12 protein-coding genes are annotated in these 11736 nt (G+C 61.8%); all 12 read left to right on the plus strand.

Features of this window, described 5'->3' with window-relative positions; translation table 11 throughout:
* Positions 1-92: 92 nt before the first annotated feature.
* The 12 genes from IB250_RS09985 to IB250_RS10040 all read left to right on the plus strand — a co-directional run bounded on the left by IB250_RS09985 (position 93) and on the right by IB250_RS10040 (position 11545).
* Entirely contained in the window at positions 93-2327 is a 2235-nt protein-coding gene (locus IB250_RS09985) for a DNA internalization-related competence protein ComEC/Rec2 (RefSeq protein WP_192343983.1), read from the plus strand.
* Between the two features lie 97 nt (positions 2328-2424).
* Entirely contained in the window at positions 2425-3060 is a 636-nt protein-coding gene (locus tag IB250_RS09990; protein WP_007904057.1) for a MotA/TolQ/ExbB proton channel family protein, read from the plus strand.
* Entirely contained in the window at positions 3057-3485 is a 429-nt protein-coding gene (locus IB250_RS09995) for an ExbD/TolR family protein (RefSeq protein WP_007904055.1), read from the plus strand. The genes IB250_RS09990 and IB250_RS09995 overlap by 4 nt, the downstream gene beginning before the upstream one ends.
* Positions 3485-4495 carry a tetraacyldisaccharide 4'-kinase gene (lpxK, locus tag IB250_RS10000; RefSeq protein ID WP_192343984.1) on the plus strand — a complete coding sequence of 337 codons (1011 nt, stop codon included), beginning with the start codon at positions 3485-3487 and terminating at the stop codon, positions 4493-4495. The genes IB250_RS09995 and lpxK overlap by 1 nt, the downstream gene beginning before the upstream one ends.
* A gap of 25 nt (positions 4496-4520) precedes the next feature.
* Positions 4521-4706: a Trm112 family protein gene (locus IB250_RS10005; RefSeq protein ID WP_003179363.1), complete on the plus strand. Its 186-nt coding sequence runs from the start codon at positions 4521-4523 to the stop codon at positions 4704-4706.
* Positions 4703-5467, plus strand: a complete 765-nt coding sequence (kdsB, locus tag IB250_RS10010; protein WP_123494595.1) for a 3-deoxy-manno-octulosonate cytidylyltransferase — start codon at positions 4703-4705, stop codon at positions 5465-5467. The genes IB250_RS10005 and kdsB overlap by 4 nt, the downstream gene beginning before the upstream one ends.
* Positions 5467-5931, plus strand: coding sequence for a low molecular weight protein-tyrosine-phosphatase (locus IB250_RS10015; protein WP_192343985.1), 465 nt, complete (start codon positions 5467-5469; stop codon positions 5929-5931). The genes kdsB and IB250_RS10015 overlap by 1 nt, the downstream gene beginning before the upstream one ends.
* Positions 5928-6947 carry a UDP-N-acetylmuramate dehydrogenase gene (gene murB / locus IB250_RS10020; protein ID WP_192343986.1) on the plus strand — a complete coding sequence of 340 codons (1020 nt, stop codon included), beginning with the start codon at positions 5928-5930 and terminating at the stop codon, positions 6945-6947. The genes IB250_RS10015 and murB overlap by 4 nt, the downstream gene beginning before the upstream one ends.
* 236 nt (positions 6948-7183) lie before the next feature.
* Positions 7184-7654: a (2Fe-2S)-binding protein gene (locus IB250_RS10025; RefSeq protein ID WP_192343987.1), complete on the plus strand. Its 471-nt coding sequence runs from the start codon at positions 7184-7186 to the stop codon at positions 7652-7654.
* On the plus strand, positions 7651-9972 hold the full coding sequence (locus IB250_RS10030) for a xanthine dehydrogenase family protein molybdopterin-binding subunit (protein ID WP_192343988.1): 2322 nt from the start codon (positions 7651-7653) through the stop codon (positions 9970-9972). Before IB250_RS10025 ends, IB250_RS10030 begins: the two co-directional genes overlap by 4 nt.
* The gene (locus tag IB250_RS10035; protein WP_192343989.1) at positions 9972-10955 is read left to right on the plus strand and encodes an XdhC family protein; all 984 of its coding nucleotides are present in this window, start codon (positions 9972-9974) and stop codon (positions 10953-10955) included. The genes IB250_RS10030 and IB250_RS10035 overlap by 1 nt, the downstream gene beginning before the upstream one ends.
* Complete coding sequence (locus tag IB250_RS10040; protein WP_192343990.1) at positions 10952-11545, plus strand: NTP transferase domain-containing protein; 594 nt, start codon at positions 10952-10954, stop codon at positions 11543-11545. Before IB250_RS10035 ends, IB250_RS10040 begins: the two co-directional genes overlap by 4 nt.
* Positions 11546-11736 lie beyond the last annotated feature (191 nt).

Here is an 11736-nt window from a genome sequence, read left to right on the forward strand (position 1 = left end):
CGAGTCGCCCATTCAGACTTTGTGACAATTGATAACGACGGACGTGCGGCGCACCGGCTAAGCCTAGGGAGGGGACTCTCAAGGACGGGCTTATGCGCACAGGGATGATGGCGCTGGCGTTGGGTCTGTTGGCCCTGCGTTTTTTACCGGTATTAGCGCCGGCGGGGTTGTGGCTGTTGTTGCCGGTAGTGGGTTTGATGTTGTTGCCGTTTCGCACCTTCCCCCTGGCATTTTTGCTGTTCGGCTTCAGTTGGGCGGGCGCGAATGCACAGTGGGCGCTGAATGATCGCCTGGCAGCGACGCTTGATGGCGAGACTCGCTGGCTCGAAGGTCGTGTGACCGGGTTGCCGCAGCAGGCCGAGGGCGTAGTGCGTTTCGAACTGACGGACAGTCAGTCGCGTCGCACCAGACTGCCTCGGCACCTGCGGCTGGCCTGGTATGGCGGGCCGCCCGTCAACAGCGGCGAGCATTGGCGGCTGGCGGTCAAATTGAAGCGTCCTGCCGGGTTGCTCAACCCGCATGCGTTCGATTACGACGCCTGGTTACTGGCCCGGCACATCGGCGCCACCGGGACCGTCAAGGATGGCCAGCGACTGATGGACGCGCAATGGGCCTGGCGTGACGGCATCCGTCAGCGTTTGCAGGCCGTGGATGCCCAGGGACGAACGGGGGCGCTGACGGCGTTGGTGCTCGGGGATGGCGCCGGGTTGAGTCGTGAGGACTGGCAGGTGCTGCAAGACACCGGCACCGTGCATTTGTTGGTGATTTCCGGGCAGCACATCGGTTTGCTGGCGGGAGTGATGTATCTGCTGATTGCCGGGTTAGCGCGTTTTGGCTTATGGCCCAAGCGCTTGCCGTGGCTGCCATGGGCATGCGGACTGGCGTTCGCGGCGGCGCTCGGTTATGGGCTGCTGGCCGGTTTCGAAGTGCCGGTGCGGCGAGCCTGCCTGATGATCGGTCTGGTGCTGTTGTGGCGACTACGGTTTCGTCACCTTGGCGCATGGTGGCCGCTGCTGTTGGCGCTTGACGGTGTTTTGCTGCTGGACCCGCTGGCGAGTCTGAAACCGGGTTTCTGGTTGTCCTTTGCGGCGGTCGCGGTGCTTATTTTCACCTTTGGCGGGCGATTGGGGGCGTGGCGCTGGTGGCAAACCTGGACCCGCGCTCAATGGCTGATTGCGATCGGCCTATGCCCGCTGCTGTTGGTGCTGGGGTTGCCGATCAGTCTCAGCGGGCCGCTGGCCAATTTGCTGGCGGTGCCCTGGGTCAGCCTGGTGGTCCTGCCGCCGACTCTGCTTGGGACGATGTTGTTGCCCGTTCCTTATGTGGGCGAAGGATTGCTGTGGTTGGCCGGCGGTCTGATCGATCTTTTGTTCAAGGGGTTGGCGTTGATCGCCGGGCAATTGCCCGCGTGGGTGCCGGTGGCGGTCCCGTTGTGGGTATGGGCGCTCGGCACACTGGGGGCTTTTCTGCTGTTATTGCCGCGAGGCGTACCGTTGCGCCCGTTGGGCTGGCCAATGTTGCTGTTACTGGTTTTTTCGCCCCGGCACACGTTGCCTGAAGGCATGGCCGAGGTCTGGCAGCTGGATGTCGGTCAGGGTTTGGCAATCCTGGTGCGTACCCGCCATCACACCTTGCTGTATGACGCCGGGCCGAGGTTCGGCGATATCGACCTGGGTGAGCGGGTGGTACTGCCGTCATTGCGCAAACTAGGCGTGAACGGCCTCGATCTGATGCTGATCAGCCACGCCGATGCCGATCACGCCGGCGGTGCGCGAGCCATTGCCAACGCAATACCCGTGAAGCAAGTCCTGAGTGGCGATCACCCGGCCCTGCCAGACGAACTGCACGCCGAGGGCTGCGAGAGCGGTCAGCAATGGGCCTGGGACGGGGTGAAGTTTCAACTCTGGCAGTGGTCATCGGCCAGCGACAGCAATCAGAAATCCTGCGTGCTGCAGATCGAGGCCAACGGCGAGCGGTTGCTGCTGACCGGTGATATCGATAGCGCGGCCGAGCGGGCGCTGCTCGACGGTCCATTGGCGGTGCCGACGGATTGGTTGCAGGCTCCGCACCATGGCAGTCGCAGTTCGTCTTCGATGGCGTTGCTCAGCGTATTGCAACCCAAAGCGGTGCTGATCTCCCGTGGTAACGGCAATTCTTTCGGTCATCCCCATCCCACGGTCGTGGCGCGGTATCAAAAGCGCGGGGTGACGATTTACGACAGCGCCGAGCAAGGTGCCATTCGTCTGCAACTGGGGCGCTTCAAGCCGCCGTGGACGATGCTTCAAGAACGGCGCTTCTGGCGTGATCTGCCACCATCCAGCCAGTAACCCGAACTGTCGAAGCCCGACCGGATACGACATCGCGGTCTTCGGTGCGTCCACCCCCTATGTTAGAGTGGCGCACTTTTTCGAGGGGACTGTCACTGTGTGGGAATTGGTCAAATCCGGCGGCTGGATGATGCTGCCGATCATTCTGAGTTCCATCGCGGCCATGGCGATCGTTGCCGAGCGTCTGTGGACCCTGCGTGCCAGCCGCGTGACCCCGGAGCACTTGCTCGGGCAGGTCTGGGTCTGGATCAAGGACAAACAACTCAATAAAGAAAAACTCAAGGAACTGCGTGCCAACTCTCCGTTGGGCGAGATCCTGGCCGCCGGTCTGGCGAATTCCAGGCATGGCCGCGAGATCATGAAAGAGTGCATCGAAGAAGCCGCTGCGCGGGTGATTCACGAGCTCGAACGCTACATCAATGCCCTCGGCACCATTGCCGCCATGGCCCCGTTGCTGGGGCTGCTGGGTACGGTGCTGGGCATGATCGATATTTTCAGTGCGTTCATGGGCACGGGCATGGGCACCAACGCCTCGGTGCTGGCCGGTGGTATTTCCAAAGCGCTGATCACCACCGCTGCGGGCCTGATGGTCGGCATCCCGGCCGTGTTCTTCCACCGCTTTCTGCAACGCCGGATCGATGAACTGGTGGTGGGCATGGAGCAGGAAGCGATCAAGCTGGTTGAGGTTATACAGGGCGACCGCGACGTGGACCTGGCTGAGGGCAAAGCGTGAAATTCCGTCGTAAACCACGGGAGACGATAGACATCAACCTCGCGTCGCTGATCGACGTGGTGTTTATCCTGCTGCTGTTTTTCGTTGTGACCACCACATTTACTCGTGAAACCCAGTTGCGCGTCGACCTGCCGGAAGCGGTCAGCGGTTCCCCGGCCGAAGACCAACAGGCCAAGCAACTGGACATCGCCATCAGCGCCGAAGGAGTGTTCTCGGTCAACAACCAATTGTTGCCCAAGAATGACCTGACCAGCCTGATGGAAGCGCTGCAGAAGGAATCCAACGGCGACACCAACCTGCCGCTGTCCATCAGCGCCGATGGCAAGACCCCCCATCAGTCCGTCATCACTGCAATGGACGCTGCCGGCAAACTCGGTTTCAGTCATTTGCGCATGACCACTGTCGAGGCGGCGCCGGCATCCTGATGGCCATGTCCGATCGATTGCTCGCTGCGTGGTACGAAGGCCATCCGGCGCTGAAGCTGTTGCAGCCTCTGGAATGGCTGTATCGGCGTGTGGTCATCGGCAAGCGCGAGCGCTTTCTGGCGGGTGAGGGCGAGATCTATCAGCCGCCGGTGCCGCTGATCGTGGTCGGCAACATCACGGTGGGCGGCACCGGCAAGACGCCGCTGATTCTATGGATGATTGAGCATTGCCAGCGCAGCGGTTTGCGAGTTGGCGTTGTCAGCCGTGGTTACGGCGCCAAACCTGCGCAATTGCCGTGGCGGGTCGAGGCGGATCAAGGTGCGGACGTGGCGGGCGATGAGCCATTGTTGATCGTCCAGCGCACCGGCGTGCCGCTGATGATCGACCCGGACCGCAGTCGTGCGGTAAAAGCCTTGCTGGCGAGCGAGCCGCTGGACCTGATCCTTTCCGACGACGGCATGCAGCATTACCGGCTGGCCCGGCACCTGGAACTGGTGCTGATCGATGCCGCCCGGGGGCTGGGCAACCAGCGCTGCCTGCCTGCCGGGCCGTTGCGTGAACCGATCGAGCGTCTGCAAAGCGTCGATGCGGTGCTTTATAACGGTGCCACGGCCGACCGCATCGACGGTTTTGCCTTCCAGCTGCAACCCACGGCATTGGTCAATCTGCAAAGCGGCGAACGCCGGCCCCTTGACCACTTCCCCCCAAGCCAGGCCATTCACGCCGTGGCCGGGATCGGCAATCCCCAGCGTTTCTTCACGACCCTCGAAACGCTACACTGGCGGCCAGTGCCGCATGCATTTGCCGACCACGCGGAGTACAGCGTGCAGGCCTTGAATTTCACACCGTCATTGCCAGTGGTGATGACGGAAAAAGACGCGGTGAAGTGCCGTGCCTTCGCCGCCGCCGATTGGTGGTACCTGGCGGTCGATGCTGCGCCATCGCCGGCCTTCGTGGCCTGGTTCGATACGCAGCTGATGCGCCTGTTGCCGGCTCGTCTTTTGCCTTAAATCCGTTTCTATCCAGGGAATGTTCATGGACACCAAATTGCTCGATATCCTCGCTTGCCCGGTCTGCAAAGGCCCGCTCAAGCTCAGTGCCGACAAAACCGAGCTGATCAGCAAGGGCGCTGGCCTCGCATACCCGATTCGCGACGGCATCCCGGTGATGCTCGAAAGCGAAGCGCGCACCCTGACCACCGACGAGCGTCTGGATAAATGACCACAGCCTTTACCGTTGTCATTCCATCGCGCTATGCCTCCACCCGTCTGCCGGGCAAACCCCTGCTGCTGATCGCCGGCAAGCCGATGATCCAGCATGTCTGGGAACAAGCGAGCAAAAGCAGTGCCCAGCGCGTGGTCGTTGCCACTGACGATGCGCGCATTGTCGAGGCCTGCAAAAGCTTTGGTGCCGAAGTGGTGCTGACGCGCGAAGACCATAATTCCGGCACCGACCGTCTGGCCGAAGTCGCAGCGAAACTGGGCCTGGCCCCGGACGCCATCGTGGTCAACGTTCAGGGCGACGAGCCGTTGATTCCGCCGAGCGTGATCGATCAGGTTGCCGCCAACCTGGCCGCCCACACCGAAGCGCGCATGGCCACCCTGGCCGAGCCGATCGAAGACGTGGAAACCCTGTTCAATCCCAACGTGGTCAAGGTGGTCAGCGACCTCAATGGCCTGGCGCTGACGTTCAGTCGTGCCACCTTGCCGTGGGCTCGCGATGCATTCGCCAAGAGCCGCGAGCAATTGCCGGAAGGTGTGCCGTATCGCCGCCACATCGGCATTTATGCCTATCGCGCCGGTTTTCTGCATGACTTCGTCACCTGGGGCCCATGCTGGCTGGAAAACACCGAAGCGCTGGAGCAACTGCGGGCGCTTTGGCACGGCGTGCGGATTCACGTCGCCGATGCGCTGATCGCCCCGCCTACCGGCGTCGATACCATTGAAGACCTCGAGCGCGTTCGTCGCTTGCTGGAGGCCTGATGCGGGTTCTGTTCGTCTGCCTGGGCAATATCTGCCGTTCCCCTACGGCCGAAGGCGTGTTGCGGCACAAACTGCGTGAGGCGGGGCTGGCCGATCAAGTCGAAGTGGCTTCCGCCGGCACCGGTGACTGGCACGTCGGCAAGGCCCCGGACAAGCGTAGCCAGGCCGCGGCGAAACTGCGTGGCTACGACCTGTCCGCCCAACGCGCGCGGCAAGTCAGCCGTGCCGATTTCGCCACCTACGACCTGATTCTGGCGATGGACAACAGCAACCTGCGCCACCTCAAGGCCTTGCAACCGGCCAAGGGCAAGGCCGAGCTGGACCTGTTCCTGCGTCGCTACCAGTCGGAAATCGATGAAGTGCCGGATCCTTATCACGACAGCGACCAGGGTTTCGAACAGGTACTGGACCTGATCGAGCGCGCCAGCGATCTGCTGGTCATCGAATTGAAGGGCCGGTTATGAGTTTGCAGATACAAGCTCAGGTATCGCTCAAGCCGTTCAACAGCTTTGGCGTGGATGTTCAGGCCCGGCTGTTCGCCGAAGCCCATAGCGATGCCGACGTGCGCGAAGCGCTGGCCTATGGGTTGGAACATGATGTGCCGGTGCTGGTGATCGGTGGCGGCAGCAACTTGTTGCTGACCGCCGATGTGCAGGCGCTGGTGCTGCGCATGGCCACACGAGGGATTCGCCTGCTGAGCGATGACGGTAACCAAGTGGTGATCGAAGCCGAGGCGGGCGAGCCGTGGCATCCGTTTGTGCAACATACCCTGGCGCAAGGGTTGGCGGGACTGGAAAACCTCAGTCTGATTCCCGGCACCGTGGGCGCGGCACCGATGCAGAACATCGGCGCTTACGGTGTCGAGATCAAAGACGTTTTTGCCGGCCTGACGGCCCTCGATCGCCAGACCGGCGAGCTACGGGACTTCACGCTGGCCGAGTGCAACTTCGCCTACCGCGACAGCCTGTTCAAACAGGAGCCGGGGCGTTGGTTGATCCTGCGGGTGCGTTTCACCCTCACGCGCACCGCGCACCTGCACCTGGAATACGGTCCGGTTCGCCAGCGTCTCACATCGCTGGGCATCGATCACCCGACGCCTACCGATGTCAGCCAGGCCATTTGCAGCATTCGCAACGAAAAGCTCCCGGATCCGGCGGTGCTCGGCAATGCCGGCAGCTTCTTCAAGAACCCCTTGGTGCCGGCGACATTGGTCGCGCAACTCAAGGAGCAATACCCGGAGCTGGTGGCCTACGCGCAACCCGACGGGCAAATGAAACTGGCGGCGGGATGGCTGATCGAACGGGCCGGCTGGAAAGGCTTTCGCGACGGTGATGCCGGGGTGCATAAATTCCAGGCGCTGGTGCTGGTCAACTACGGCACCGCAACGGGCCTGCAATTGTTGAGTCTGGCGCAGCGTATTCAAAAAGACATTTCAGAACGTTTTCACGTCGACCTGGAAATGGAGCCCAATCGGTATTGAGGCTACGCTTTCACGGCTGATTTCAAAGCCCTGTACATCTTCAAATGTGCAGGGCTTTTTTGTTAATGCTGGGTTAACTTAGCTACCTAACGATGCAAGCATTTGCTCCACCAAAGGCCCGGTGCAGACGTTGCCGTCCGCATAAGAGAGCCCATTAGCCTGAGTCGATCTGCGTGAAGGAACCCACGCGGCAGATTGCTCGACCCCATAACCTCTATAACTATGCGGGCGTGCCCATGATTACCCTGAAACTCAATGGTCAAGATCATCAACTCGATGTCACCGAGGACATGCCGCTGCTCTGGGCGATCCGTGACGTGGCCGGTTACAACGGCACCAAATTTGGCTGCGGCATGGGCCTGTGTGGCGCCTGCACCATTCATATCGACGGCGCGCCTGCGCGCAGTTGCATCACGCCGATCGGCTCGGTAGTCGGCCAGAACGTCACCACCATCGATAACCTGCACGCCGACCCGGTTGGCAAAGTCGTCCAGCAAGCCTGGCTCGACAGCGCCGTGGCCCAGTGCGGTTACTGCCAGGGCGGGCAGATCATGTCGGCCACGGCGTTGCTGAAAACCAATCCGAACCCCAGCGACGAGCAGATTGAAGAGGCGATGGTCGGTAACATTTGCCGTTGCGGCACCTACAACCGGATCAAGACCGCCGTCCGCCAGGCATCCACTCACCTGAAGGAGGCCAAGGCATGAGTCAGCTTCCCAATGATTTTGCGCTGAGTAACCTCAGCCGCCGTGGCTTCCTCAAAGGCGTGGGCGCCACCAGTGCCCTGGTGCTGGCTGCCAGTTGGGGTTGGCAGGACGCGCTTGCCGCCGAAAAAGACAAGAAGTTCGGCGCCGACGGCATGCCCAACGGCTGGATCGATGATCCAAAGGTTTACGTCAGCATCGCCGCCGATGGCAGCGTGACCGTGGTCTGCAACCGCTCGGAAATGGGTCAGGGCGTACGCACCAGCCTGACCATGGTAGTAGCTGATGAACTGGACGCCGACTGGGCGCTGGTCAAAGTGCAACAGGCGCCGGGCGACGAAGTGCGTTTCGGCAACCAGGACACCGACGGTTCGCGCAGCATGCGTCATTGGTACGAGCCGATGCGCCGTTGCGGGGCTGCCGCGCGGACCATGCTTGAGCAAGCCGCCGCCGCGCAGTGGAAAGTGCCGGTCAGCGAGTGCCATGCGCAACTGCATAAAGTCATTCACCAACCGACCGGTCGTGAACTGGGCTACGGCGCATTGGCCGCTGCTGCCGGGGCACTGGCGGTACCGGCCCGCGACAGCCTGCGGCTCAAGCAACCATCGGAATTCCGTTACATCGGCAAGGAAGGCTCCAAGGCCATCGACGGTGCGGACATCGTCAACGGCCGGGCGGTCTACGGCGCCGATGTGCATTTCGACGGAATGCTTTTCGCCACCATCGCGCGTCCAGCGGTCTATGGCGGCAAGGTCAAATCCTTCGATGCCAGCGCCGCGATGAAAGTCCCGGGTGTGATCAAGGTCCTGCAAGTCGAAAGCCGTCCATTGCCGTCTGAGTTTCAGCCTTTGGGTGGTGTGGCCGTGGTGGCCAGCAATACCTGGGCGGCGATCAAGGGCCGCGAAGCGCTGAAAATCGAATGGGATGACGGCCCCAACGCCAGTTATGACTCGATCGCCTACCGCAAGGAACTCGAAGCAGCGTCCCTCAAACCCGGCAAAGTGGTGCGCAATACCGGCAGCATCGACCAGGCCATGAGCAGTGCCGACAGCACCCTCGAAGCCTCTTACTACCTGCCGCACCTGGCGCAATCGCCAATGGAACCGATGGTCGCCATCGCCCGTTTCAAGGACGGCGTGTGCGAAGCCTGGGCTCCAAGCCAGGCGCCGCAAGTCACCCGCGAACGGATCGGCGAACGCCTCGGCATTCCATTCGATAACGTCACGTTCAACGTCACCTTGCTCGGCGGCGGTTTCGGTCGCAAGTCCAAGCCGGACTTCGTCGTTGAAGCGGCGATCCTGGCCAAGGAGTTCCCGGGCAAGGCGGTGCGGGTGCAATGGACCCGTGAAGACGACATCCACAATTCCTATTTCCACACCGTGTCGGCCGAATACCTGAAGGCCAGCCTGAACAAGGACGGCCTGCCGTCCGGCTGGCTGCACCGCACGGTGGCGCCGAGTATCACCGCACTGTTCGCGCCGGGCATGAACCATGAGGCGGCTTTCGAGCTGGGCATGGGCTTTACCAACATGGCTTACGCGATCCCCAACGTGCGCTTGGAAAACCCTGAAGCGACGGTCCATACCCGGGTTGGCTGGTATCGCTCGGTGTCGAACATTCCCCACGGTTTTGCGATTCAGAGTTTTGTCGATGAACTGGCCCACAAGGCTGGCCAGGATCCACTCAAGTACCAGATCAAGTTGCTTGGGCCGGACCGTCAGATCGATCCGCGCACCTTGAGTGAAGAGTGGAACTACGGCGAATCTCCCGAGCGTTATCCAATCGACACTGCACGGATGCGTATCGTGCTCGAAACCGCCGCCAAAGCGGCCGGTTGGGGGCGTGAGATGCCCAAGGGTCGAGGCTTGGGCTTGGCGGTGCACTATAGTTTTGTCACTTATGTGGCGGCGGTGATCGAGGTGGAAGTCAAAGACGATGGCACGCTGATCGTGCACAAGGCCGACATCGCCGTGGATTGCGGCCCGCAGATCAACCCCGAGCGGATTCGCTCGCAGTTCGAAGGTGCCTGCGTCATGGGGCTGGGCAACGCTGTACTGGGGGAAATCAGCTTCAAGGACGGCAAGGTTCAGCAGGACAACTTCCACATGTACGAAGTGGCGCGCATGTCCCTGGCGCCGAAGGAAGTCGCCGTGCATCTGGTCACGCCACCGGGCAATGTGCCGTTGGGCGGAGTTGGTGAGCCGGGCGTGCCGCCGATTGCGCCAGCGCTGTGCAACGCGATCTTCGCCGCCACCGGCAAGCGCATCCGTAATCTGCCGGTACGCTATCAGTTGCAAGGTTGGCAGAAGGCGCAAGCCTGATGGACAGCGTCGATCTGAACGTCCTGCGCAGCGTGCTGGAATGGCGCCGCGCCGGTCAGCGGGTGATGTTGTACAGCGTGGTCCAGACCTGGGGCACCGCACCCCGGGCACCTGGCGCCATGCTCGCCTTGCGTGAAGACGGCGTGGTGATTGGCTCGGTGTCCGGTGGCTGTGTCGAGGATGACCTGATTGCCCGGCTGCACGATGGCCGTATCCCGGCCGAGGGGCCGCCGGTGCAGTTGATTACCTATGGCGTCACTCGGGAGGAGGCCGCGCGGTTTGGTTTGCCATGTGGCGGCACGTTACGCCTGACCGAGGAGCGCGTCGGTGATCCGGCGTGGGTTGCCGAATTGCTGACCCGCTGCGAGGCCCATGAAATCGTTGCGCGTGAGCTGAATCTGGCGACCGGTGAAGTAATCCTGCAGCCAGCGAGCAAGACCGATGCGCTGGTGTTTGACGGACAGACCTTGCGCGCCATTTATGGTCCGCGCTGGCGGCTGTTGCTGATCGGCGCCGGCCAACTGTCGCGCTACGTTGCCGAGATGGCGCGGCTGCTGGATTTCGAAGTGCTGATCTGCGATCCGCGCACCGAGTTCGTCTATGGCTGGGAAGAGCAACACGGTCGCTTCGTCCCGGGCATGCCCGACGAAGCGGTGCTGACCATCCAGACCGACGAGCGCACAGCGATTATCGCGCTGACCCACGATCCACGCCTGGATGACATGGCGCTGCTCACGGCGCTGGATTCCAAGGCATTTTATGTTGGTGCGCTGGGTTCACGGGTCAACAGTCAGAAGCGCCGGGACAATCTGGCTCAGCTAGGCTTGTCACAACAGGCCATCGAGCGCTTGCACGGCCCGATCGGTTTGCACATCGGCAGCCATACACCGGCGGAAATCGCCTTGTCGCTGCTGGCCGAAATTGTGGCGATCAAGAACGGCGTCGAGCTGAAACAGAAGAGGCCGTTGCAGGAGGGCGTATGAGCGACTCCATTGGCGTTATCGTTCTGGCCGCAGGGCAGGGCAGTCGGTTTCGACAGGTGGCGGGCGACGAGAAGGACAAGCTGCTGGTGGATTGCACCGCTCGTGACGGCGTCACCGTGCATTCGATGATCGAGCAGGTGCTGGTAAATCTGCCGGCCACGCTTGAGAAGCGCGTGCTAGTGACCACGGCGGATCGCCCGCAAGTGATTCGCATGGCTCAGGCTTATGGTTGTGAAATTGTGCGGATCGAGTCGACCGGTCTGGGCGACAGCATTGCGGCGGGTGTGGCGGCGTGCTCACAACTCGGTGGCTGGCTGATCGTGCTGGGGGATATGCCGTTTATCCTGCCGTCCAGCATTGAGCGGGTTGTCGCGAATATTGCCGATGATGCCATCAGCGTGCCGGTGCATGAGGGGCAATATGGGCATCCGGTGGGGTTCGGGCGAAGCTTTGGTCCAGGGTTGATGGCGTTGACCGGTGATCACGGTGCCAAGTCGCTGTTCGCACAGGCGAGGGTGGTCGAGGTGGCGGTGGAGGACCCCGGGGTGTTGTGGGATGTGGATGTGCCTGAGGCGTTGATCTTCGTCTGATGGATGATCGTTCCCACGCTCTGCGTGGGAATGCCTCAATGGACGCTCTGCGTCCGCTTGGGACGCGGAGCGTCCCGGGCTGCATTCCCACGCAGAGCGTGGGAACGATCCACAACGCGGTCCCGCTACTTCCCTGCAAACATAAAAAAGCCCCGCCTGGGATCACCAGGCGGGGCTTTTTAATGGCCGAT

Source organism: Pseudomonas sp. PDM09, from assembly GCF_014852305.1.
Classification (GTDB): domain Bacteria; phylum Pseudomonadota; class Gammaproteobacteria; order Pseudomonadales; family Pseudomonadaceae; genus Aquipseudomonas.